The sequence below is a fragment of the Roseibium sp. MMSF_3247 genome (genome assembly GCF_030733765.1).
Classification (GTDB): Bacteria; Pseudomonadota; Alphaproteobacteria; order Rhizobiales; family Stappiaceae; genus Roseibium.
Genome location: NZ_JASHII010000001.1, coordinates 1 through 23,223, shown reverse-complemented (window position 1 = coordinate 23,223; position 23,223 = coordinate 1). Strand labels below are relative to the sequence as shown.

At 57.5% G+C, this 23,223-nt stretch carries 19 protein-coding genes; 13 read left to right on the top strand and 6 right to left on the bottom strand.

Going from position 1 to position 23,223, the window contains the following annotated elements; all coding sequences use genetic code 11:
- Positions 1-3: 3 nt before the first annotated feature.
- From RBB44_RS00095 to RBB44_RS00070, 6 genes are all read right to left on the bottom strand, one after another.
- Positions 4-1,551, bottom strand: a complete 1,548-nt coding sequence (locus RBB44_RS00095; RefSeq protein ID WP_306147902.1) for an acyl-CoA synthetase — start codon at positions 1,549-1,551, stop codon at positions 4-6.
- On the bottom strand, positions 1,544-2,740 hold the full coding sequence (locus tag RBB44_RS00090) for a CaiB/BaiF CoA-transferase family protein (protein ID WP_306147901.1): 1,197 nt from the start codon (positions 2,738-2,740) through the stop codon (positions 1,544-1,546). Before RBB44_RS00090 ends, RBB44_RS00095 begins: the two co-directional genes overlap by 8 nt.
- A gap of 22 nt (positions 2,741-2,762) precedes the next feature.
- Complete coding sequence (locus tag RBB44_RS00085; RefSeq protein WP_306147900.1) at positions 2,763-4,550, bottom strand: acyl-CoA dehydrogenase family protein; 1,788 nt, start codon at positions 4,548-4,550, stop codon at positions 2,763-2,765.
- 63 nt (positions 4,551-4,613) lie between these two features.
- Complete coding sequence (locus RBB44_RS00080) at positions 4,614-6,404, bottom strand: acyl-CoA dehydrogenase family protein (protein WP_306147899.1); 1,791 nt, start codon at positions 6,402-6,404, stop codon at positions 4,614-4,616.
- 45 nt (positions 6,405-6,449) lie between these two features.
- Positions 6,450-7,616: an acyl-CoA dehydrogenase family protein gene (locus RBB44_RS00075; protein WP_306147898.1), complete on the bottom strand. Its 1,167-nt coding sequence runs from the start codon at positions 7,614-7,616 to the stop codon at positions 6,450-6,452.
- Positions 7,617-7,623: 7 nt separating this feature from the next.
- Positions 7,624-8,841 carry a CaiB/BaiF CoA-transferase family protein gene (locus RBB44_RS00070; RefSeq protein ID WP_306147897.1) on the bottom strand — a complete coding sequence of 406 codons (1,218 nt, stop codon included), beginning with the start codon at positions 8,839-8,841 and terminating at the stop codon, positions 7,624-7,626.
- 201 nt (positions 8,842-9,042) lie between these two features.
- Here RBB44_RS00070 and RBB44_RS00065 point away from each other — a divergent pair, with 201 nt between their 5' ends.
- From RBB44_RS00065 to RBB44_RS00005, 13 genes are all read left to right on the top strand, one after another.
- Positions 9,043-9,813: an IclR family transcriptional regulator gene (locus RBB44_RS00065; RefSeq protein ID WP_306147896.1), complete on the top strand. Its 771-nt coding sequence runs from the start codon at positions 9,043-9,045 to the stop codon at positions 9,811-9,813.
- A 433-nt stretch (positions 9,814-10,246) separates the two neighbouring features.
- Positions 10,247-11,287 (top strand): TRAP transporter substrate-binding protein DctP, encoded by a 1,041-nt coding sequence (gene dctP / locus RBB44_RS00060; protein WP_306156080.1) that lies wholly within the window; start codon positions 10,247-10,249, stop codon positions 11,285-11,287.
- Between the two features lie 135 nt (positions 11,288-11,422).
- Positions 11,423-12,022 carry a TRAP transporter small permease gene (locus RBB44_RS00055; protein WP_306147894.1) on the top strand — a complete coding sequence of 200 codons (600 nt, stop codon included), beginning with the start codon at positions 11,423-11,425 and terminating at the stop codon, positions 12,020-12,022.
- Positions 12,019-13,428, top strand: a complete 1,410-nt coding sequence (locus tag RBB44_RS00050; RefSeq protein WP_306147893.1) for a TRAP transporter large permease — start codon at positions 12,019-12,021, stop codon at positions 13,426-13,428. The genes RBB44_RS00055 and RBB44_RS00050 overlap by 4 nt, the downstream gene beginning before the upstream one ends.
- Before the next feature lie 28 nt (positions 13,429-13,456).
- Positions 13,457-14,716, top strand: coding sequence for an MFS transporter (locus RBB44_RS00045; protein WP_306147892.1), 1,260 nt, complete (start codon positions 13,457-13,459; stop codon positions 14,714-14,716).
- Between the two features lie 56 nt (positions 14,717-14,772).
- Complete coding sequence (locus tag RBB44_RS00040) at positions 14,773-15,276, top strand: MaoC family dehydratase (protein WP_306147891.1); 504 nt, start codon at positions 14,773-14,775, stop codon at positions 15,274-15,276.
- A gap of 218 nt (positions 15,277-15,494) precedes the next feature.
- Positions 15,495-16,877, top strand: coding sequence for a V-type ATP synthase subunit B (locus tag RBB44_RS00035; RefSeq protein ID WP_306147890.1), 1,383 nt, complete (start codon positions 15,495-15,497; stop codon positions 16,875-16,877).
- Positions 16,877-17,500 carry a V-type ATP synthase subunit D gene (locus RBB44_RS00030; protein ID WP_306147889.1) on the top strand — a complete coding sequence of 208 codons (624 nt, stop codon included), beginning with the start codon at positions 16,877-16,879 and terminating at the stop codon, positions 17,498-17,500. Before RBB44_RS00035 ends, RBB44_RS00030 begins: the two co-directional genes overlap by 1 nt.
- Positions 17,497-19,290 (top strand): V-type ATP synthase subunit I, encoded by a 1,794-nt coding sequence (locus tag RBB44_RS00025; protein WP_306147888.1) that lies wholly within the window; start codon positions 17,497-17,499, stop codon positions 19,288-19,290. Before RBB44_RS00030 ends, RBB44_RS00025 begins: the two co-directional genes overlap by 4 nt.
- The gene (locus tag RBB44_RS00020) at positions 19,287-19,736 is read left to right on the top strand and encodes an ATP synthase subunit C (protein ID WP_008195907.1); all 450 of its coding nucleotides are present in this window, start codon (positions 19,287-19,289) and stop codon (positions 19,734-19,736) included. The genes RBB44_RS00025 and RBB44_RS00020 overlap by 4 nt, the downstream gene beginning before the upstream one ends.
- Positions 19,737-19,745: 9 nt before the next feature.
- Complete coding sequence (locus tag RBB44_RS00015; RefSeq protein WP_306147887.1) at positions 19,746-20,447, top strand: hypothetical protein; 702 nt, start codon at positions 19,746-19,748, stop codon at positions 20,445-20,447.
- 4 nt (positions 20,448-20,451) lie between these two features.
- Positions 20,452-21,201 (top strand): DUF2764 family protein, encoded by a 750-nt coding sequence (locus tag RBB44_RS00010; protein WP_306147886.1) that lies wholly within the window; start codon positions 20,452-20,454, stop codon positions 21,199-21,201.
- A complete protein-coding gene (locus tag RBB44_RS00005) occupies positions 21,198-23,033 on the top strand; it encodes a V-type ATP synthase subunit A (protein ID WP_306147885.1) in 1,836 nt (611 codons plus the stop codon). Before RBB44_RS00010 ends, RBB44_RS00005 begins: the two co-directional genes overlap by 4 nt.
- Positions 23,034-23,223 lie beyond the last annotated feature (190 nt).

The following is a 23,223-nucleotide window of genomic DNA, read 5'->3' as shown; positions in this document are numbered from 1 at the left end:
GGATCAGCTAACCGCTTTTTCCCGGAAATCCGGCGTTGCTTCCCAATAGGGATCCCGGAGTTTGCGCTTGAAGATCTTGCCGGTGTCATCGCGCGGCAGAAGAGATTGGAATTCGATCCGGCGCGGCAACTTGAACCCGGCCAACCGGCTCTTCAGGTGGGCGATGATTTCTTCTGCCGTGAGATCACTGGAGGGCTCTGGCTGCACAACCGCCATCAGCGCTTCACCATACTCCGCATCCGGCACACCAAAGACAGCGCAATCGTCGACGCCTTGCATGGCATGAAGTTCTGCTTCAATCTCTGCCGGATAGATGTTGACCCCGCCCGAAATCACCATGTCCTTTGACCGGTCGCACAGGAACAAGTATCCGTCTTCATCCAGATACCCGACATCGCCCGTGGCAATGAGGCCGCCGACATCGAGATCCGCCCGCGCTTTCGGATTGTTGGCGTAGGTGAATTCAGGGGCCGTATCGAGGCGGGAGACAATCTCGCCAGGTGTTCCGGCCGGCACGTCCTGACGGTCACCGTCCATGATCCGCAATATCACGCCATCCAGCGCACGGCCGACCGTGCCTGGCCTACGGAGGCTTTCTTCCGGAGTGCAAAAGGTCACATAGTTTTGTTCGGTGCCTGCGTAGAACTCATGGACCACCGGTCCAAACCAGGCCTGCATCGCCGTTTTAATCTCCGGCGGACAATGCGCGGCAGCGGTCACCACATACTGCAGCGACGACACATCATAGCGACCCCGGACTTCAGGGGGCAGTTTCAAGAGACGTGCAAACATGGTCGGGACCATGAAAACGGTCGTGATCCGTTCACGTTCGACGGTTGCCAGAAAATCCTTCGCATCAAAACGCGGCATCAGGAAGACTTTGTCGGCCACAGCGTAGGTGCGCGTCCCGAAGGAATTCGGCGCCCCATGATAGAGCGGGCCGCAGATGAGCGCCCGAATGCCGGGCTTGATCCCGTAAATCCGGTCGCGGACCGCAAGAAACTCTTTCGCCAGCCCCGGCTCCTGCGGCAGCTTGATCACACCCTTGGGTTTTCCGGTAGTGCCGGAGGTGTAGGTCATCGTGTCGGTAAAGTCCCGGCACGGATCTGTCAGTGGCGGGTGTGTTTCAATGAAGTGCTCCCAGGCCACCGTTTCAACGGTTTTAACGCCATTCATGGACGGAAGCCGGTAGGCCACGCGCAGTTCCGGCGGGGTGTCCACCTCAAAAACAAGCATATTCTTTGGAATCGCACCGCCCAAGCCCTGCAGGAGATCAGAATGCGAGATCAGCGCTTTTGCGCCGGAATCCTGCAGAACATAATCAATTTCCGGTGGAGCCAAATGCCAGTTGACCGCCACCGGGCTTGCGCCGAGCAATGTGGCCGCCCGCGCAGCTTCAAAAAAGGCAAAATCATTGCGCAACAACAGCGCAATGCTGTCACCGCGATTGATGCCATAGTCCCGCAGACCGGAGGCCGCGCGATGAGCGCGCCGTTCGCAGTCCGACCGCCAGGTTGAGCGTTCACCGCTGTACAAAACCGTGTCAGACATGGCGGGCCTCTTCAGCATTGTCGTTGGTCCCATTCATTGCTGGCACCTTGGCACCCACCAGCGCGCGGGCTGCGCCAAGAACGGTATCAGTGTGTTCGCCAACGTCTGGAACATGGGAACCGACCGGCAAAGGAGCTCCGGAAAACTGAAATGGCAGACTCGCGACTTTAAAAGCCTCTGCACCGGTTCCGACCGTGCTCATCAGGTCCCGCACCGTGACCTGTTCGTCGCAGATTGCTTCGGCGACTGTCTGATAGCGGGCACAAGGTATCCCAGCGCCCATCAAGGTCGCTTCACAGTCAGCGGCGGTCCGCGATTGCGTCCAGTCCTCGACCAATGACATAAGGGCCGGCCAATTCTTTTCACGTTCCAGCTGGGTGTTGAAACGGGTGTCGTCCTTCCATTCCGGGTGATCCAGAAGGTCTGCGAGCCGCTCAAAGATCCGGCTCGTGATCGGCACGGCGATCACATGCCCATCGGACGCCCTCACCGGTGTCGCCAGCCAGCGGTCAAACGAACTTGGCGTCTGAGCTTCTTGCATTTCCAGGACGAGCAGATTGATCATGCTGTCCATCAAGGCAACATCGATGTACTGCCCAGCCCCGTGGCGGAGCTGCCCAATCAGGGCGGTCTGGATCGCGCTGAAAGCAAACAGGCCGCCAATCAAATCAGCGTACCAGATCCCGGTCCGGAACGGCTTGTCCACATCCTCGGCATAGGACATCGCGGCAAGGTCATGACCAGAAAGCGCATGCAGGATGGGGGCATAGGCTGGGTGCCGGGAGCGTGGCCCTTCCTGGCCAAAGCCGGAAATCGAGCAATAGACCAGATCTTTGCGGCCTTTGGAGAGGGATGCGTGGTCAAGCCCAAGATCGCGAACGACGCCCGGGCGGAAATTCTCAACCACCACATCACAAGATGCGGCAAGCGTGCGGATTGCCTCCAGATCGCGTTCAGAGCGGAAATCGATCTCAATGCTTTTTTTTCCGGCGTTAAAATGGCCGAAATAGGTGCTCTTTCCGTTGCGCAGCGGTTCCTTGACCCGCATGTGTTCTCCGCCCATCGGCTCAATCTTGAAGACCTCTGCGCCGCAATCGGCAAGGAGACGAGTGCAGTAGGGGCCGGAGATGATCCGGGTCAAATCAAGGACCCGGATCCCGTCCAGCGGTTTTTTGGTGTTCAGTGCCATAAAAGATTTTTCCCGCATGCGGTTACTGCGTCAGCACATCGCTGGCCATGTCGAGCGACACCGGTGCGTCGGCGAGCAGAAGATCGGTCGCCGCCTTTTCAAAGCCGGTTTCGCCAACTTTCAGCGGGTCTTGCGCCCGCAGCCGGTGGTCGATCACCATCCGGGCAAGCAGCAGTCGCCGGGCATCGCGGCCAGCTGCGCCCAGCGCCGAGCCTTCGGTTGCGAGCAATGTGGCTGTCGCTGAGTTGTAAACCGCGCTGGAGGCCTTGCGCGCCAGTGTCTGGTTGCCGCTCATGGCAACATCCTCGGCAAAATCGATGGCCTGCTGGACGGTGCTGCGCAATTCGCCCTTGAACTGGCCCGGCATGTTGGAGCTGGTGTCGATCTGATCCATCAGCTCTTCCTTGAGGTCCTTGTGCGCACCGACCTTGGCAATCGCACGTGTCGTGATGTCGAGCGAGTTGATGTTGGAGGTGCCCTCCCACAAGACACCCAAATGCGCATCGCGCACCAAACGGGCGTTGACGAAATCTTCGATGTAACCGTTGCCGCCGCGTACTTCCATCGCACCCGTTGCAACACGAACGTTGTCGCGGGAGGTCCGGTATTTGTGCGCCGGGGTCAGGATCCGGGTGATCATTTGCGCCCGCTCATCACCAGCCTCCGCCAGGCTGATCTGATTGCCGAGATAGAGTGTAATCGACAACGCCTGTTCTGTCGGCAACATCAGCTTCATCAACTGGCGGCGCAGGAGTGGCTTGTCGATGATCTTTTCCTGAAACGCATGCCGGTTCTGGGCTGTGACCAGCGCCTCGTTGAGGCAGCGGCGCATCATGGCGGCGGCCCGGCACCCATGGGACAGGCGCGACAGGGACACCTGATCCATCATCATTTTCAGGCCCTTGTTTTCATGCGGGCCCACCTCACCGAGCGGATAGGCAACGGCGCCATCAAAGACGATCTCGCCGGACGCCATGGAGCGGCTGCCAAGTTTGTTCTTCAACCGCACAATCCGGTAGGAGTTCCGGCTGCCGTCGTCCAGGCGGCGCGGCAGGGCGAAGAGCCCCAGTCCCTTGTTGCCAGCCGGAGCGCCTTGCGGGCGGGCAAGCAGAAGGGCGACATCGCCATCCGTGCAGGAGCAGAACCACTTTTCGCCGTAGAGCTTCCAGTTGCCGTCTTCGAAACGGGCTTCCAGCTGGATATTGGAGACGTCCGATCCTCCGGTGCGCTCCGTCATGAACTGGGCACCCTTGAGCATGGTCTTGGTGTCCTGGCTTATCAGTCCATCGTAGAAGCGGGCCTTGGTGGCCTCGTCCCCATAATCCTTGATCAAGGTCGCCGTCGTTTCTGTGGCGGAGATCGGGCAAAGCTGGCCGAACTCCGACTGGCCGAAGATGTATTGGAAAATGAATTTCACGGTATGCGACATTGGCTTGTCCCAGCCGAACACTCCCGGCTTATGGATCATCGCGGCCAGGCCATAATCGCCCAGCGCAACGTCTTCCATGTTCCGGTAGGCCGGATGGAATTCGATCCAATCTTCGAACCGTCCCCATGGATCCCGGTGATGGAGAACGGGTATGTGCTTGTCCGCCATGCGGGACCAGTCATCAACCTCGTCACCAACCAGCGCACCGAATGCCTCCAGATGCGGCTCAAGGTGGGCCCGCAGATCGTCCGGTAGGTAGAGGGTAACAAGATCCTGCAGGCTCTTGTCGATGCCATAAAAATTCAACCCATGGCAATCCGGCGCCACCAGGTTGGCAAGCTCTGGGGTTGGCAATGTATGGTGTTGCGGTTGAACATTCATTTAGAAATCCTCCCAATAGGGTCTTGGCGTCGGCATTTTCCGGCCGGGCTGTTGAATTGAAATTCAGAGAGATAAGGTCTGTTCAGCTGCCCCGATCGAAACCGGGGCGTCGCTCAAGAGAAGATCTGTTGCGGCTGTTTCGAAAGCGCTGCCGTCGCTGGACAGGGGATCTTGCGGCGACAGACGGTGCGCGACAACCATTCGCGCCAGCAACAGCCTGCGCGCATCGCCACCATCTGTGCCAAGGCGCGCACCTTCGCAGGCCAAAAGAACGGCGGTCGCGGAATGGTAGACGGCACTGGCGGCCTGGCGGGCAAGGCTCTCCTCCCCGCGCCGGGCAATTTCTTCGGCGAGATCCAACGACTTGATCAGCGATGATTTCAAGATGCCGGCAAAGGAGTTAGGAAGCCCTGAACAACCGTCGATCTGCGCCAGCAGTGCGGACTTCAGGTCCGTGTGGGCCTCTGTCCGTCCGATGGCCCGCGTTGTGATGTCCAGCGCATTGATGTTGGACGTGCCTTCCCACAGAAGGCCAACATGGGCATCCCGGACGAGACGGGCATTGACGAAGTCCTCGATGTACCCGTTGCCGCCGCGGATCTCCATCGCCCCCGTCGCGACGCGGATGTTGTCGCGCGCGGTACGGTATTTGTGGGCAGGGGTGAGGATCCGGGCGACGCGCTCGGCATGGGTGTCGCCGTCACCGGCTGCGGTCAAAACAGTGCCGAGATAGAGCGTCATCGACAACGCCTGTTCGGTCGGCACCATGAGTTTCATCAGCTGCCGGCGCAGCAAGGGCTTTCCGATGATTGTTTCCCCGAATGCCTTTCGGCTCCTGGCAACAGTCATGGCCTCGTTGAGACACCGGCGCATCATGGAGGCGGCACGCGCCCCATGGGACAGGCGTGACAAGGACACCTGGTTCATCATCATCTTGAGGCCAGGGTTTTCCTTTGCTCCGACATCCCCAAGCGGATAGGCAACTGCGCCCTCAAAAACCACCTCGCCAGACGCCATGGAGAGCGTGCCGAGTTTATCTTTCAGACGCACAATCCGGTAGGCGTTCCGGCTGCCATCCTCCAGACGGCGCGGCAAAGCAAAAACCGCAAGGCCCTTGTTTCCTGCCGGGGCGCCTTGCGGGCGGCCAAGCACCAGCACGACATCGGCATCAGCGGCGGAACAGAACCACTTTTCACCATAGAGCCGCCATGTGCCGTTCTCATTCCGGGCCTCGACGGCGAGTTGCGACACATCTGACCCGCCATGGCGTTCGGTCATGAATTGACCGCCAGCCATACGGGTCGCCGGATCCTGGCTGATTAACCGATCATAAAACCGCTCTTTAAGCGCCTTGTCGCCAAATTTCTTGATCATCGCAGCGGTGGTTTCGGTCATCGAAATTGGACACAGCTGACCGAACTCGGATTGCCCGAGCAAATACTGGAAGAGAAACTTGACCGTATGCGGCATCGGTTCAGGCCAGCCGAACACCCCCGGCTTCCCCGTCATGCCGGCCATTGCGAAGTCACAGAACGTGATCTGCTCCATGCGTTTGTAGGCCGGATGAAACTCGATCCAGTCTTCAAACCGTCCGCGCCCGTCACGGTGATGGAGGACTGGCACGTGCCGGTCGGCCGCTCTGGAAAGCGTATCAATTTCATCGCCCACCAGAGCCCCGAACTCTTGCAGTTTCGGCCAGAGATGAATGCGCAAATCTTCAGGTAGATAAAGCGTCAGCAGATCCTGAAGACTGCGGTCGATCTCAAAGAAGTTCTGTCCATGGCAATCCGGCGCAACCAGCCCGGCGAGTTCGCCTTGAGGCAAAGGAACGTGCTGGCCTGTGTGAATATTCATGAACGCAGTCTCCAAAACAAAAGGGCGCGGCAAAAAAATCTGTACTCAATAGGACTTCGGCAGCCCCAGAACCCGTTCGGCGATATGGCAAAGGATGAGTTGTTGGCTAACCGGCGCCAGGCGGGGGATCATGGCCTCGCGCATGTAACGCTCGACGTGGTATTCCCGGGCATACCCGAACCCGCCATGGGTCATGACCGCCTGCTGGCAGGCTTCAAACCCGGCTTCGGATCCCAGATACTTCGTGGCATTGGCTGCCGGGCCGCAGGGCAGACCGGCGTCATATTGGCAGGCAGCTTCCAGCGCCATGAGCCAGGCGGATTCCAGCATCATCCAGTTGCGCGCGAGCGGGTGCTGGATGCCCTGGTTCTGACCGATCTGCCGGTCAAAGACGATACGCTCCTTGGCATAGGCGCAGGCTTTGCGCAGCGCCGCATGGCCCAGACCAATGGCTTCCGATCCGATCAGGATCCGTTCCGGGTTCATGCCGTGCAGGATCGCCCGGAACCCTTCGCCTTCCTCTCCAATGAGATTTTCTGCCGGAATCTCGAAATCTTCAAAGAAGAGTTCGTTACAATCGACAGTCTTCCGGCCCATCTTGTCGATCTCCCGGACCGCAATCTGGTCACGGTTGAAATCGGTGTAGAACAGGCTGAGCCCTTGTGTCGGTTTTTCGACCTCTTCAAGCGGTGTAGTGCGGGCCAGAAGAAGGATTTTTTCCGCGACCTGCGCCGTGGAGATCCAAACCTTTTGACCATTGACCAGATAACGGTCTCCTTGACGCCGGGCGGCCGTTTTCAGATGAGTCGTGTTCAAACCGGTGTTGGGCTCGGTGACAGCGAAGCACGTACGTTCCTGACCCGCGACGACCGGCGGCAACATGCGCCTCTTCTGCTCGTCGGTGCCGAATACAACCACCGGCGAAAGACCGAAGATGTTCATATGCACGGCAGAGGCGCCAGAGAGCCCGGCTCCGGATTCGGCAATCGTGCGCATCATGATGGCAGCTTCAGTAATCCCAAGACCTGCGCCGCCATAAGCTTCAGGGATACAAATGCCAAGCCAGCCCGCCTGGGCCAGGGCCTGAAAAAGCTCGGTTGGAAAGCCGCCAGTCTTGTCTTTTTCGAGCCAGTAGACGTCATCGAATTGGCTGCAGAGGCTCGCGATTGCATCCTGAATGGCCGTTCTATCGGGGGAAAGCTGGATATCCATTGTCGCCTCAAGCTGGAACCGGTTCAAACGCAGGAGCGGAAACAATCCCCGACTGCAGCAATTCGTAGATCGTGTCTTCGCTGAGCCCGGTTTCCTTCAGAACTTCAACGGTATGCTCGCCAAGGTTTGGCGGTGGCCGACGTTTGCTTGACGGTGTCCGGGACCATCTGGTCGGCACTTTCGTGCGCCGCATTCGGCCTTCGCTTGGGTGATCGTACGTCTCGAAAAAGCCGACATCGTTGAGATGCGGGTCGTCCAGCAGGCTCTCAATGGAGTGCATCGGCATAACCGGGATGTCCGCGGTCTCAAGCAGAGCGAGCCATTCGCTGCTGGTTTTCGTCTTGGTGACTTCACTGACAGCTTTGCAGAGATCGTCAAAGTGCTCTTGCCGCCCGGTGAAAGAGGAGAACCTGTTGTCAGCCGACAGAACGGCTGGCTTTCCTGTGACATCCAGAAACCGGCCCCACTGCGCATCGGAATAAAGAAGCAGGCAAATGTAGCCGTCTTTCGTGCGCAACGGCCTGCGGGCTTTCGACGTGAGACGATGGTATCCGCTCGCATCTAGTGGTGGTTCAAAAGATAGGCCGCCCAGATGATCCCCGAGAACGAAATTCGCGACAGTCTCAAACATCGGAATGCTGATCTGCTGCCCCTCACCGGTCCGGCCCTTGTGAACGAGCGCCGCAAGAATCGCGTTGGCAGCGGCCAAACCAAATGCCCGGTCGGCAATTGCATTCGGGAAATAGCGCGGCACCCCGCCGCTCGCCTTGGCCTGAAGAAACGGCAGCCCGACAGCACCCTGGATGAGATCATCATAGGCAGGCCGTCCCGAATACCGGCCATCCTCATCAAATCCGAGCAGCGCCGTGTAGATTATGTCCGGTTTGACCGCCTGAATGGTGTCGTAGGAGAGGCCCAAGCGCATCATCGCTTTCGGACGGCTGTTGGTGACGAAGATATCGGCGGTCCGGATCAGGCCCAGCAAGACCTCGCGGCCATCTTCCGTTTTCAGGTCAAGGCAAACGGAACGCTTGTTGTAGTTGGCATTCATATAAAGCGGGCCCATGGCCGCTGACCGCATTGGTCCCACCTGGCGCAACATGTCACCTGCCGGGGATTCAATCTTGATGACGTCGGCGCCGTAGTCGCCCAGCGTCTGCGTCGCAACCGGTCCGGCGAGCACCGCCGACATGTCTATGACACGTATGCCTTCCAAAGGGCCCATGCGAAAAACCTTGGCTTATGTCTACATATATGAATAATAAGTCCATATATTGAAACATTGTCAAGCCAATCGTCGATGATTGCTCGCGTTTTGTGGGAAAGCGCGATAGAAGACCGAGACCAGAAATGAAGACTTCGACAGGCTGCCCGGTTGCGCCGACACGCTGCGGAATCAACGCCTTGCAACAAAAGACCGTGCCCCATGGCTGTTAAACAGATCCAGAATGCACTCGATCTGATCGAGTATTTCGCCCGCACCAAAAAACCGGCCAGTCTGGCGGAACTTCAGCAGCATTTCGGATGGCCGCGATCGAGCGCCTACAATATTTTGAACACATTGGTGGAACGCGGCTACATGTATGAGCCTGCGCGGCGCGGCGGCTACTATCCAACGCCCCGGCTTGCCAGTGTTGCTGAAAGCATCATGTCGGCGGACCCTCTGAATGAACGGCTGGCAGAACTGTTGCGGAAACTTGCTGATGAAACCGGCGAAACGGCCATCCTGGCTGCGCCTGCAGGACGGTTTTCCGTTTATCTCGATGTCATCGAATCCCCGTCCCCCATCCGCTACGCAGCGCATGTGGGCATGCGGATCCCGATCCATGCCGGGGCTTCCGGGCGCGCGCTTTTATCTCTCTATTCAGAAGCCGAGCGCGCGGCCCTTTTGAGCAAGGTCTCCTTTGACCGGTATGGCGCAAACGCCCTGATGACAGCTGAAGACGTTGAAGCGGCACTTGCAAAATCCAGGGACCGCGGTTGGTACCAGAGCATTCGTGAATACAGCGCGGACCTCGCAGCCATTGCCATTCCAGTGATGGTCGATGACCGTAGATTTGCGGTTGTTGTTGCCGGCCCGCAGTACCGGCTTGAAGACAAGTGCGCTGATGTTGCTGCCACTTTGCAAAGGCTGACGGCAGAGTTCGGCTTTTCAAGCAACGAGATCACGTCAGACCCGATTGCGGCCAGCAAATAATCCAGGCGATCCACCGCCGGAAACAGGCACGTTCGAAGAACCGACCGTTTGCCGCCTGCGCACCACGCCTGCACCCGCCACCACTCCTAACGAACGATAGGCTTTAGCGGCCGGTACATTCACGCATTCCGCTTATTGGGCGGGGCTACGCTCTTATCGATCCCATAACTTGCTATTTTCATTTCATTTTTTGCCAAAGTCGAATTCCCAATCCTGCGGAAAATACTCCCTGCCGGTGACCGGACGGACTGAAGGCCAAAAAAAGCTGGCTAGACATATGTCTCAATATATGGTCATTTAGTCCACAAATAAGAACAAAATTCAGATACTGCCCTTGCTCAGCCGATATCCGCCTCAGGAGAAGGCCGGCAGGCAAGAGAACGGGCGCTGAGCCCGGGCACCCGCGTTGGGTGGATCTCAATTGGGAGGAAATATGATGAAACGCATTAAAAACGCGGTCTGTGGTGCAGTTGCCGCCGGTTTATTTGCAGGTTCTATGGCGCAACCGGTCATGGCCGCAAATGTCGACGGTCCACCAGTCTTCTGGAAGTTTTCGGTTTGGGGCAAATCGCGGGCCCTGACAGCCGGTCCGGAACACCTTGCAGCACGGCTTGCCGAAGAAACTGGCGGAAAGTTCCAACTCAAGATCTTTTACGGCGATCAGCTGTCCAAGGCGAAAGAAAACCTCGACGGCATGAGGGTCAATGCTTTTGAAGCTGCGATCGTCTGCAATTTCTACCATCCGGCAAAGACACCTGCCTTGATGGTCATGAGCCTGCCATTCCTGCCGATCAAGGATTTCGACACATCGATTGCCGTGCGCGATGCGCTTTATCAGCATCCGGTTACCGTGTCCGATCTGGAGAAGTGGAACGCCATCAGCTATGCGTCGACGCACTTGCCCCAGTATGAGTTCATGGGAACCGGTGAACCTCCCAAAACCCTCGCGGATTGGAACGGCCTGCGGGTGCGTGCCGGCGGCGGTGTTGGCCTGGCCATGGAAAAACTCGGCGCAGTGCGGCAGTCCATGCCAGCGACGGAAGTCTACACCGCGCTGCAGCGCGGCATTGCCGACGCAGTGTCCTTTCCTTTCACTTATGCGCATGGCGCCTACAAACTTCAGGAAGTGGCGAGCTGGTTCACAGGAAATCTGAAGCCCGGCACGGCCGATTGCCCGATCGTTCTGAACAAGACGTCCTATGAAAGCCTTCCAGATCAATACAAGGATCTGCTCGCGTCTCTGAAACCCGAAGTCGATGAAGTCTATCGCGAGGTCTACGGCAAAGCGGACGAGAGATATCTTCCTATTTTTCAGGAAGCTCTGACTGAAGTCACCTACGATCCCGCAACCCGTCAAGAGTTCCAAAACGTTGCTGGCGAGCCGATCTGGCGGCAATGGGTTTCAGACAATCAAGAAAACTTTAATGCACAAGGCGTTCTCGACACGATTCTGAATGCCGGCAACGGCAGCTAACATACCTTGAAAGGCACCGTGTCCAAGCCGGTGCCTTCCTTCACGGTCTTTCATTCCTGCAGGCTGGATCTCTACTCCGGCGCGCGAGAGCCATCCCCTTCCCGCAATCTGACCAGCTTCGGAACCTGATTTCCCATGACAGTAACACATGGCGGCGGCGCCCTTTTATTGTCGATGAACCGCGGATTGGGTGCGATTGAAGACACGCTCAATATCATCGCGGCTTTGACGATCTTCATCGTGATGCTGGTGACGACATTCCAGATCTTCTGCCGGCTCGCGGGGTATCCAATCCCGGGTTTTCTGGAGGCATCCGAGCAGGCAATCGCCGTATTTGCGTTCCTCGGTGTGGCTTATGCACAGCGGTATGGCGCGCATATCCGGATGGACATGCTGGTGGGCGCTGCACACGGGCGCATGCGCTGGTTTCTGGAGGCGGTCGCCACCTTGCTCGGCATGATCCTCATTGCTGTTCTCATCCGCTACAGCTGGAGCTTTTTTTACAGCTCCTTCGAGGTTGGCGACGTCACATACGACTACGGGATTCCAACGTGGCCGTCGAAACTCCTGGTGCCATTCGCCTTTTCCATCTGGTTCCTGCGTTTGAGCCTGCAACTTATCGGCTTTTTGCGCCTGTTCATCTGGCCCAAGGTGGATCCGGTCGCGGTGCCGGTCATCAAGACCACTGCCGATCACGCCCAGGATGAAGCCTCCAGTACAGGAGGCGGAAAATGAGTTTCCTTGAAACCCTCACAAGCGGTGCACCCGGCGTTTTCTTCGGGATTGGTTACAGCAATCCGGCGCTTGTCGGCGTTATCTGCATGGGGCTTTTGCTGGTTTTTGTTCTGATCGGTGTCCGGGTCGTCTTCGCGGCCGGGCTGGTCGGATTGATCGGGCTTGTCGAACTCATCGGATGGCATGCGGCGGCCGGCAGTATCGGCTCCATCCCGCACTCAAAATCCGTCAGTTTTGTTCTCGGGCTGATCCCGGTTTTCATCCTTATTGGGTATCTTGCGTTCCATGCCGGCATGACGGCGCAGCTCTTTGCAGCCGCACGAGCCTGGATTGGTTGGCTGCCGGGTGGTCTCGCTGTTGCAACCGTCTTTGCAACGGCAGGCTTTGCCGCCGTGTCCGGTGCCTCGACCGCAACGACAGCGGTGTTTGCCCGCGTCGCGATCCCGGAAATGCTCAAGGCCGGTTATGACCGTCCGCTCGCCGCCGGCGTTGTCGCAGCCGGGGGAACGCTCGCCTCCCTTATCCCGCCATCAGCGATCTTGGTAATCTATGCGATCATCGTTGAAGAATCGGTCGGAGCGCTGCTGCTCGCGGGCTTCTTGCCTGGCCTGTTCTCCGCAGCGATTTATGCCGCGATTATTGTGCTCTGGGCCAAATTCCGCCCCGAAGCCGGGCCAGCCGTGCGTGGCGTAAGCTGGCGGGAACGGTTTCAATCCTTGCCGGGCGTTTTACCGATCGCAGCCGTGGTCGGGATTATCGTCAGCGCGATCTACACCGGCTGGGCTGCCCCTACCGAAGCCGGAGCGCTTGGGGCATTCGTGGTTCTGGTCATGGCCTGGATCAACGGGATGCGCTGGCCAAGCCTCAAGGCCGCCCTGATGGAAACGTCGAAGCTGGTGGTGATGATCTTCTCATTGATTTGGGGCGTGTTAATTTTTGGCCGATTTTTGGGGTTTTCCGGCCTGCCGGAAACGTTTGCCAACTGGATCCTGTCCTTTGATGCCGATCCTTATCTGATCCTTGCCGCCATTTTGTTGGGATACGTGATCCTCGGCATGTTCATGGATGCCATCGGGCTTCTGCTTTTGACTTTGCCCGTTGTTTATCCCGCCGTTATGGCTCTGAATGGCGGTCCGGATGTCACCGCAGCCGATAGCGCCTTCGGCATGAGTGGGACGCAGGCCAGCATATGGTTCGGGATCATCGTGGTGAAAATGGCCGAAGTCTGCCTCATCACGCCTCCGATAGGCATCAATTGTTTCGTGGTCAATGGCGTGCGCCCGGACATCCCGCTCTCCGACGTCTTTCGCGGCATTTTCCTGTTTTTTATCGCTGACGTCCTGACAATCGCGGGTCTCATCTTCTTTCCCCAAATCATCACCTGGTTGCCGAGCATGATGAACTAGGCCGCGTGGACCGATTGGAGCCTCAAGTATGTTGAAACGGCCAGACCCGGCCACACACGAAATGACCAAATCCGCAATCGCGGTTCTGGTCTTTTGTGCCGCAATGAATTTCTTTTCCCGCGGCGTCAGTGAAACCTTTGCCGTATTCCTGTTGCCGGTCACCGCCGACCTTGGCTGGAGCCGGAGCACCTACGGAACCATTTACTTCGCCTATATGGCCACCATCGGGTTTTCCGCCCCCGTGATCGGAGTATTGTTCGACCGGTTTGGTCCGCGTCCGGTCTACACATCAGGGGTTTGCCTGTTTGGCTTGGGCTTTTTGTTAGCGAGCATGATGGAACATCTCTGGCAGGCCATTCTCGGCCTCGGCATCATGACCGGTATCGGCATATCAGCAACTGGCATGACGGTCGCCTCCGGCCTGGTGAGCCGTTGGTTTGCCCACCGGATTACATTGGCAAACGCCCTTGCCTACACCGGGATCCCTCTGGGAATGGTGGTCATCGTTCCCCTGACCCAGATCCTGATTGAGGCGACAGACTGGCGAACGGCCTACGGAGTCCTGGGATGGGCCAGCCTTGCAATGGTCGCCGTGATCTGGTTCTTGCCATGGCAAACAATGGGCGGCGGCGCTGACCATATACCACCTCGCCAGGCAAACCGCGGCTTCAGTCTGGGCGCGGGTGTTTTGCGGCATCCCGCGTTTTGGGGATTGTTTGCAACGTTGTTTCTCGCATCAGTGACCGTTTGGTCCGTAATGCTGCAGGCAGTCGCCTACCTTATTTCTGCTGGGTTTACCCCGGTTATTGCCGCCTTCGGTTATGGGGCTGTCGGCGCGATGTCTGTCGTCGGCCTTGTTTGTTTCGGATGGGCAAGCGACCGGTTCGGCCAGCGCAATTCCGTGACAGTCGGCTACATTCTCTCGGCCATCGGCGTGGCTCTGTTGTGGCAGCTCCATGAAACACCAAACCTTCTTGTGCTAGCTGGGTTTGTTGTAGTTTTTGGTGCCGCAATGGGCTCGCGCGGTCCGGCCGTATCCGCCCTTGTCGCAAGGCTCTATCCCAACAATGTCGCCGCGATTTATGGCGCAACAACCATCGGTCTGGGATTGGGCGGGGCCGTTGGCGGTTGGCTATCATCCGCGCTTTTTGACTGGACCGGCAATTACAGCGCCGGCTTCACCCTGTCTATTGCCACCTCCCTGATCGGTATCACGCTTTTCTGGTTGATCAAGCCGCTCTCCGCCGGGCGCTGGCCTGATCCAAATCCGGTTTCAGAGGTCCCCTGAAAGACCCGCAACAGGCTTTTTCCCGATGTTTCAACTCTCAATCGAAAGGATCCTCAATGGCAGATCAAGCGACCGCACCCGATTGGACGCCCGCCAACCATCGGCCAGGACCTTCTCTCTATTTTGAAGACCTGGAGGTCGGCCGCCGCTACGGGCTGCCGTCCCGCACGCAAACCGATGCCCTGTTTGCTGCGTTTCAACTGGCCTCCGGCGACAACGATCCCATCCACTACGACCGGGTGTATTGTCAATCGATCGGCCACAAGGACATGCTGGCGCATGGCATGCAGGTCCTCATCCAATCAGCCGCCGGTGCCGGCACGTTCCCCGAAGAGGTCGCCGATGCGTTGATCGGTTTCATCGGACTGGAGTGCAAGTTCATGAAACCGGTCTATGTCGGCGATACCCTCTATTCAGAACTGGTGATTTCCGAACTGATTGAACAAAACACCACCGGTGTCGTGGTCATGACCGCAACGATCCGTAACCAGGATGGCGTCACCGTTCTGACCGGCGAGCATCGATATCTGCTCCGGAAGCGGTCTTCCGTATCCGGCTGATCAGATTTGAAACCGCGTGCTCTTGATCAATGTCATATCCGCGTAATTGAAACTGAATTTAACTGATCTCCGGTTGAGATTCACCGGATCCAGGATAATCGCTCAAGGGGTTCGACACATATCATCGTCGAATTTTGCCTTGCGAAAAGTCCTTGAAGTGGTTCAAGTTTGTTTCAACAACCACGGTTTGTCATTGGTCATCAGACGCGAGGATCCGCATGCTTGTCTCACACACCCGGATCGTTGACATCGTCGGAGACATCATCCGGATCATGGTGTCCTCGACGAAGAGTGAGGCCGAAGGCCGGCCCTGTCTCGGGGATTTGGCTATTGTGGAAACCGGCGACGGCACGTCTTCCCTCGCCCAAGTGATCAACATCGACCAGGACATGGTATCGTTGCAGGTCAACTCCGGCACCAAGGGTTTGGCCAACAATGCGTCTGTCCGGTTTCTCGGAGAACCGGCGAAAGTTACGTACTCGGACAACATCCTTGGCCGTGTGTTTGATGGTGCCGGCACCCCGATTGATCAAGGACCGGACCTTTCGACCGATCCAACCGTTCCGATCGGCGGTCCCTCAGCGAACCCGATGAAACGGGTGCTCGCCTCGCGCATGATACGCACGGACGTGCCGATGATCGACATTTTCAACTGTCTCGTCGAAAGCCAGAAGATCCCGATCTTCTCCGTCTCGGGCGAACCCTATAACGCGTTCCTGGCGCGCATCGGCATTCAGGCGGATGCGGATATCGTCGTCTTTGGCGGGCTCGGACTGATTTTTGACGACTACGCCTTTTTCCGGAAACAGTTTGAAGATGCGGGTGTTTTCCCGCGGACGGTGATGTTCATCAATCAGGCGTCTGATCCGGTTGTTGAACGCCTCCAGGTTCCGGACATGGCTCTGGCCGTTGCCGAGAAATTCGCGGTTGAGGAAGGCAAGCGCGTTCTGGTCCTGATGACCGATATGACCGCCTTCGCCGATGCCATGAAAGAAGTCTCGATCGCCATGGAACGGGTCCCAGCCAACCGCGGTTATCCGGGCGACCTCTATTCCCAACTTGCGCGGCGCTATGAAAAGGCCTGTGATTTCAAGGGATCTGGGTCCGTCACGATCCTGACGGTGACGACCATGCCGGGCAATGACGTCACACATCCGGTACCGGACAACACGGGCTACATCACGGAGGGGCAGTTCTACCTGCACAGCGGGATGCTTGATCCGTTCGGATCTCTCTCGCGCTTGAAGCAGCACGTTATCGGCAAGGTGACGCGCGAAGATCACAACCAGATCATGAACACCATGATCCGGTTCTATTCGGGGGCCCGGGATGCAGAACAGAAGCAGTCGATGGCGTTTGAATTGTCCGACTATGACCACCAGCTTCTGAAATTCGGCGCGCTCTTCCGCAAGCGGTTCATGGATATCGAGGTGGCCATTCCCCTTGAAGAGGCGCTGGACCTGTGCTGGCAAACGCTCGCCGAGTGTTTCTTGCCCGAACAGCTTTTGATGAAACAGGGGCTGATCGACAAATATTTCCCCGGCGAGAAAGCCGCTTCGAAGGGCGCGGCTCAAGATGGTGCGGACGGGGAGGCTGCCTGATGGCCAAGCTTGCGCTCAACAAGTCATCCCTTGCCCGGGAGAGCGCACATCTTTCTGAATACAAACGCTTCCTTCCGTCTTTGGAGCTGAAGCGTCTGCAGATCATGGCCGAGAGGGCGAAAGCCAAAGAAACCGCACTCCGGCTTGATGCGGAATATGAGCGCCGCTTTGACGAGATCGCAAAATCTCTGCCGATGCTCGCAAACGAGCAGGTTCCTGTCGAAGGGATCGTGACCCTCAAATCTGTCAAACGGGGTGAACAGAACCTGTCCGGCACTCGGCTGCCGACGCTTGAGAATATCGAAGTCGACGTCAAGCCCTATTCTCTTCTCGCTCGGCCGCACTGGGTGGATCCTGCGGTCAACGGGCTGAAAGAGCTCTTGAAGCTCAACCTGGAACGCGAGGTTGCACGGGAGCGGATCGAAAAGCTGCTTGAAGCCGAAGCGGTGATTTCGCGGCGGGTCAACCTCTTCGAGAAGGTTCTCATCCCGCAAGCCCAGAAGAACATCAAAAAGATCCGTATGGCTTTGGCCGATGCTGAACGCGATGCCGTGGTCCGCGCTAAAATCTCCAAACGAAAGACAGCGGCGCGAAGCGCAGTAAAGGGGATGGCTGAGCTATGAGCATTGTGCCCCTCACAAAAGTCAGCCTCATCGGCGTTCTGGAAGACAAGGAAAAGGTTCTGGAAGCCACTCAGGCTTTTGGAGCGCTGCATCTCATTCCCCTGAGTGATGCGCAAAAGGAACTTGAAGCGGTGCCAGCCGGGACAGGCCGGGAAGCCGTGGAGGCTCTTCGTTGGCTGATGGATGCGCCTGTGCAGCGGTTGCAGGTCACAGACCCGAGCAGCTTTGACCTCAATGAAACTGTCAGCCGATCAGTCGAAAACCGGCAATTGATCAAAGACTGCGAAGATCGCTTGGCGCGGCTGAAGAAACGTATTCACGATGTCGAACCCTGGGGCGAGTTCAATTTCACCGACCTGGAGAACCTGAAAGGCAATCGCCTCTGGTTCTACGTTGTCCCCACAGGAAAGCTCAGAGAAATTGATCCGTCGGATAAGGTCCTGGAGGTCGTGCACGCCGATGCCTACAGGGCCTATGTGGTGGTGTTGTCACCGGACGAGCCGGAGGTTGGCAACATGCCCGTCCCCCGGGTTCATGTCGGCGCGGTCTCTCTCTCAACGCTCAAAAAACACTACGAAGAAGCTGCGATTGAACTGGAAGAGCTGCAGTTACAGCGGCAGGCGCTGACAAAGTGGCGGTTTTTGCTGGCATCAAACCTTGCAGCAGCGAGAGATCAAGCCGCACGTCATCGCGCAGGCCTGGAAACCGGAGATGCCGGACGGGTTTTTGTGCTCCAGGCTTGGGCACGGCAGGACCAAGTTGAAGAAATCGAGGACCTTTCTGGAGAGATCGGTGTTGCGGCTGTCTTTGACGACGTAACCGCAGAAGACCAGCCACCGACCTTGCTTGAAAACCGGCCGGGGTTAGCCGCGGGCGAGGATCTCGTTGAATTCTACCAGACACCGGGATATCGAGACTGGGATCCGTCTGTCATCGTCTACATATCGTTTGTCATCTTCTTCGGAATGATCATGACAGATGCTGGATATGGCCTATTGATCCTGGCACTGCTATACCTCTTCCGAAACCGCTTCAGCAATTCTGAACAAAGCCGGCGGCTCTTACGCATGGCCATGTGGCTGATGGTCTCGACAGCCGCGTTCGGTGTCGCAACGGGCAGTTACTTTGGTGTTGCGCCGCCGGACGGCAGTTTCCTGGCGAAACTCAAGGTCCTGCATCTGAAAGACGTGGATACGATGATGAAGATCACGCTGATCATCGGTGTGGTGCACATTGTCCTGGCCAACCTCATGCGCAGCCTTAATGAAACAACCCCAAGCGGACGGTTTCAGCCACTTGGCTGGTGTCTTGTCGCTTTGGGCGGGCTCGCGACATTCCTAGGACAAGGCACGGCCTTTGCCACACTTGGCCCCGGCGCCGTTGTTGCCGGGCTATTGACCGTCGGTTTCTTCGGAAGTGATCGGAAGGTCAATTCGCTGTCGTCCGGCGGGATGCGTGTTTTCGATGGCTTGGCCTCCCTTGCACGGGTCGTGAATATCTTTTCCGATGTGCTCAGCTACATGCGGCTTTTTGCGTTGGGCCTGGCGGCTGCATCGCTCGCAGAAACCATCAACACGCTTTCCGGCCAGTTGAATGACTCGGTCCCTGGCGTTGGATTGCTGATTGCAATCCTCGTTCTGATAATCGGCCACTCTATCAACATCGGCCTTGGACTGATTGCGGGGTGCGTCCATGGCCTGCGCCTGAACGTGATTGAATTTTTTAATTGGGGTTTGAAAGACGAGGGCACGGCCTTCCGTCCATTCAAGAAAGAGGAGACACGCCTGTGAACGAATTCGTTGTGGCGCTCGGTTGGTTCGGGCTTTATGCGCCGGTGGCTCTTGGCGCGATCGGGAGTGCCTGGGGCTGTGCTCTGGGAGGCAGCGCCGCGATCGGCGCAATGCTCGACAGCGATGGCGGTTACGGCCGGTTCATCGGTGTGTCTCTCATGCCGTCCTCTCAGGTGATCTACGGCATCGTCATCATGTTCTCGCTCCAGCAAACAACCGTCGATGCAGCAAACGGGGCTGCCATGTTCGGCATCGGTGTTCTGTCGGGCTTCACCATGCTGTTCACCGGCATTCGGCAGGGCGAGGTTCTGGCATCGGCCATTCACGCGTCCAAGGCAAAACCCGAGATTTTCGGCATCTCGCTCGCACCGGCAGCAGTTCTGGAAGGCTTTTCGGTCTTTGCGCTGGTGTTTGCGCTGGTGCTCGCCGGAACAATGCCGAGCTAGGAGGCGACCATGTCAGAAACCAATACCGCCGGAGAGCTTGAAACTGCCGCAGGCGCTGGCGTGCAGGCCTTGATCGACCGGTTGAAAGCGGAAGGGGTTGAGGCCGGTCAATCGGAAGCCGAAGCCATATTGGCAGACGCCAAAGCAAAGGCAGAGGCCCTGGTCGCAGAAGCTGAAAAAAGGGCCGCTGCGCTTAAGGCAGCCGCCCGGGCAGAAGCTGCACAGGAGAAAGCTGCCACCGAGGATGGCCTGAAAGTAGCCGCCCGAGACCTTGTGCTTGATATGCGCAACGAACTCGGCGAACGCATCCAGCAGGAAGCCAAGCGACTGGTGGCCACAACGCTCGCCGACGAGGCCTTTTTGCAGAAGTTGATCCTTGCGATGGCGGCCAATGCCAAAGAGAGCGCCTCCGTGAGTGATGCTGAGCCAATGGAGATCGTGTTTCCGCAAAAGATCGTGACCTTTGAGGAACTGAAACAGTCTCCGGAAGCGGTCGAACCAGGAACATTGACACATTTCGTCATTGCGCTCGCCGGGGATGTCTTGCGGGAAGGCGTCACATTCTCCACGGCTCCTGGGTTTGACGGCATCAAGATCAAGCTGACCGGGCGGGACGTTTCCATTGATCTGACCGAAGAGGCCATCGCAACGCTCCTAAAGCGCCACCTCCAGCCGAGGCTCAGAGCCGTCATGGAAGGGGTGTTGCGTTAAATCCATGTCCAACCCCCACCAGTACATCGCGCTGATCACCAGCTTGCCGCATCTTGGCAAGTTGTTCAGCCGCAAGAAGGTGCCGATTTCCCAGTACCGGCTGCGCCAGCGCATGGCGATGCTGGAACTTGGGCATGCCCGCCTGCTGAAAGAAATGGTTGAAGTGACGGCCTGGGCCGGCGTTGCACACATGGAAGATGACTTTGAGGTCATCCAGCGGGCGCGCGAAGTGATACGTGATCTGGCTGAATACCCGGATCTCCAGCACCTGGTAACCGGGCGTATGGAAACGCGAACCCTGATTGCTGCACTTCGGCGGCGGCGGAACGGCCAAGATGCTGCAGGCGCGATAGAGGCTTGGGGATACGGCCGCTGGTGTTCGTTGATCAAGGACAATTGGGCCGACCCGGCCTTCGGTCTGGGGCATTTCATGCCTTGGGTCGCAGACGCGCATCGATTGATCCGGGCAGAAGATCACATTGGCATGGAGCGATTGGTGCTGACCGAGGTGTTCCGCCAGCTGGACCAATATTCGATTGCCCATGAATTCGATTTTGAAGCTGTTGGGATATACGTGTTGCGTTGGATCATTGTGGAGCGCTGGTCGCGCTACAACGCTGATCAAGCCCGCGATCGCCTGAAAGCCCTCGTTGCTGAAGCACTGACCCCATCTGACACGGCAGCCGTGGTTCAATCCGTTTCTGCCGAACTTTTTACCGATACTTCTCCATCTCTTGAGGGAGTTCTCCCATGACCAGTCACGTCCAGCTTCCAGAGCCGACAGCTGAAATCATTGCCGTCCAGGACGACCTTGTGACACTGGCGCCTCTCGGGGAGGCCCCTCTGATCAAGAACGAGGTTGTCTATATCATCCCGCACGGTCCGAAACGGGAAGGAAAGCCCCGCGAATACCTGAAAGCCGAAGTGTTGCGGGTTCGCGGCAAATCAGCCGAAGCGCAGGTTTTTGAAAACACGGCCGGTGTCCGCGTTGGGGACAAGGTCATCCAAAGCGGCGAGATGTTGTCCGTTGCTCTGGGACCTGGCCTCTTGAGCACGGTCTTTGACGGTCTGCAGAACCCCTTAGCGGATATAGCAGCGGAACACGGATTTTTCCTGCCGCGCGGGGTCTTGACCAATGCGCTTGATCAGACCCGCAAATGGTCGTTTGAACCCAAAGTCACGTCGGGCGCTCCAGTCAATGCAGGTGACACGCTCGGCATGGTCCCAGAAGGACGCTTCAATCACCGGATCATGGTGCCGTTTGGTCTTAAGGGGACCTGGACTGTTGAGCGGATCCGTGAAGGAACCTTCACCATAGAAGAGGTTGTCGTCACCTTGAAAGATGATCGCGGCAATACCCGCGATTTAACCATGGTGCAGCACTGGCCGGTACGCCGCGCAATCCCGGATGCTTTGGTAAAAGCGGGTCAAAGTGAGCGCCTCTATCCAAGCGAGCCTCTAATTACCACCTTGCGTCTGATCGACACGTTCTTCCCGATTGCCCGCGGCGGCATGGGCTGTATTCCAGGACCCTTTGGAGCCGGCAAAACGGTATTGCAGTCACTGATTTCGAGGTTCTCTGCGGTCAATATTGTGATCGTGGTAGCTTGCGGCGAACGCGCGGGTGAGGTGGTGGAAACCATCACCGAATTTCCCGATCAGCCGGATCCGTCTGGTGATGGCACCTTGATGGATCGCACTGTCATTATCTGTAACACATCGTCCATGCCGGTCGCGGCGCGAGAAGCCTCGATCTACACCGGCATCACGCTCGGCGAATACTACCGCCAAATGGGCTATGACGTCCTCCTGATCGCGGACAGTACATCCCGCTGGGCTCAGGCCATGCGTGAAACATCGGGGCGATTGGAGGAAATTCCCGGTGAAGAAGCTTTCCCGGCCTATCTCGATTCCGCGATCAAGGGAATCTATGAGCGCGCGGGGGTCCTGAAAACTCCGACCGGCGAGACGGGCAGTCTGACCATGATCGGCACGGTCTCGCCGGCCGGCGGAAACTTTGAAGAGCCGGTGACACAATCAACGCTTGGTACTGTCAAAACCTTCCTTGGTCTCTCATCAGAGCGCGCCTATAAGCGGTTTTACCCCGCCGTGGATCCACTGTTGTCCTGGTCCCGCTATCACACCCAATTGCGAGACTGGTATCATGAAAACATCGGGCCGGATTGGGTGCCGCGCGTTGAAGAAATGATCGATCTCCTCGCCAAGGGAGATGAAATCACGCGCATGATGCAAGTGACCGGTGAGGAGGGCGTGTCGACCGAAGATTTTATTCTGCAACAAAAGGCCCTCTTTCTGGACATGGTCTATCTGCAGCAGGATGCGTTTGACGACGTGGATGTCTCCGCGCCTTTGGCCCGCCAGCAGGAAACCTTTGATCTTGTCTACAAGATTGCCCGGATACCATTTGAATTCGAAGACAAAGATTCGGCTCGCAAGTTTTTCACCGAACAAACATCTCTATTTAAAAACCTGAATTATGCGGCAGACGGAAGCCAGGAACGGCAGCAGTTGCTCAAACGGATTGAGACGGGCGTGCATGCGGCTCCGCAGCGTCTAACAGATTGATATCGCGCGTTGGTTTTTAGGTTAGTTGACGCTTAATCGCGGTTATGTCCGCGCAGCTGTTTGAAGACGCGCATATCCCCGCTAAAGAGCGAGGTTTTGTTTATTTTGTTGGGATTTGGTTGCGGGAGTAGGATTTGAACCTACGACCTTCAGGTTATGAGCCTGACGAGCTACCGGACTGCTCCATCCC

What these genes read in the sequence shown, in the direction of transcription:
- RBB44_RS00010 (WP_306147886.1), top strand. Translation starts at nt 20,452, where the DNA reads ATGTCCAACCCCCACCAGTACATCGCGCTGATCACCAGCTTGCCGCAT.
- dctP (WP_306156080.1), top strand. Translation starts at nt 10,247, where the DNA reads ATGATGAAACGCATTAAAAACGCGGTCTGTGGTGCAGTTGCCGCCGGT.
- RBB44_RS00085 (WP_306147900.1), bottom strand. Translation starts at nt 4,550, where the DNA reads ATGAATGTTCAACCGCAACACCATACATTGCCAACCCCAGAGCTTGCC.
- RBB44_RS00095 (WP_306147902.1), bottom strand. Translation starts at nt 1,551, where the DNA reads ATGTCTGACACGGTTTTGTACAGCGGTGAACGCTCAACCTGGCGGTCG.
- RBB44_RS00055 (WP_306147894.1), top strand. Translation starts at nt 11,423, where the DNA reads ATGACAGTAACACATGGCGGCGGCGCCCTTTTATTGTCGATGAACCGC.
- RBB44_RS00045 (WP_306147892.1), top strand. Translation starts at nt 13,457, where the DNA reads ATGTTGAAACGGCCAGACCCGGCCACACACGAAATGACCAAATCCGCA.
- RBB44_RS00040 (WP_306147891.1), top strand. Translation starts at nt 14,773, where the DNA reads ATGGCAGATCAAGCGACCGCACCCGATTGGACGCCCGCCAACCATCGG.
- RBB44_RS00005 (WP_306147885.1), top strand. Translation starts at nt 21,198, where the DNA reads ATGACCAGTCACGTCCAGCTTCCAGAGCCGACAGCTGAAATCATTGCC.
- RBB44_RS00025 (WP_306147888.1), top strand. Translation starts at nt 17,497, where the DNA reads ATGAGCATTGTGCCCCTCACAAAAGTCAGCCTCATCGGCGTTCTGGAA.
- RBB44_RS00065 (WP_306147896.1), top strand. Translation starts at nt 9,043, where the DNA reads ATGGCTGTTAAACAGATCCAGAATGCACTCGATCTGATCGAGTATTTC.
- RBB44_RS00080 (WP_306147899.1), bottom strand. Translation starts at nt 6,404, where the DNA reads ATGAATATTCACACAGGCCAGCACGTTCCTTTGCCTCAAGGCGAACTC.
- RBB44_RS00075 (WP_306147898.1), bottom strand. Translation starts at nt 7,616, where the DNA reads ATGGATATCCAGCTTTCCCCCGATAGAACGGCCATTCAGGATGCAATC.
- RBB44_RS00090 (WP_306147901.1), bottom strand. Translation starts at nt 2,740, where the DNA reads ATGGCACTGAACACCAAAAAACCGCTGGACGGGATCCGGGTCCTTGAT.
- RBB44_RS00030 (WP_306147889.1), top strand. Translation starts at nt 16,877, where the DNA reads ATGGCCAAGCTTGCGCTCAACAAGTCATCCCTTGCCCGGGAGAGCGCA.
- RBB44_RS00050 (WP_306147893.1), top strand. Translation starts at nt 12,019, where the DNA reads ATGAGTTTCCTTGAAACCCTCACAAGCGGTGCACCCGGCGTTTTCTTC.
- RBB44_RS00070 (WP_306147897.1), bottom strand. Translation starts at nt 8,841, where the DNA reads ATGGGCCCTTTGGAAGGCATACGTGTCATAGACATGTCGGCGGTGCTC.
- RBB44_RS00035 (WP_306147890.1), top strand. Translation starts at nt 15,495, where the DNA reads ATGCTTGTCTCACACACCCGGATCGTTGACATCGTCGGAGACATCATC.
- RBB44_RS00015 (WP_306147887.1), top strand. Translation starts at nt 19,746, where the DNA reads ATGTCAGAAACCAATACCGCCGGAGAGCTTGAAACTGCCGCAGGCGCT.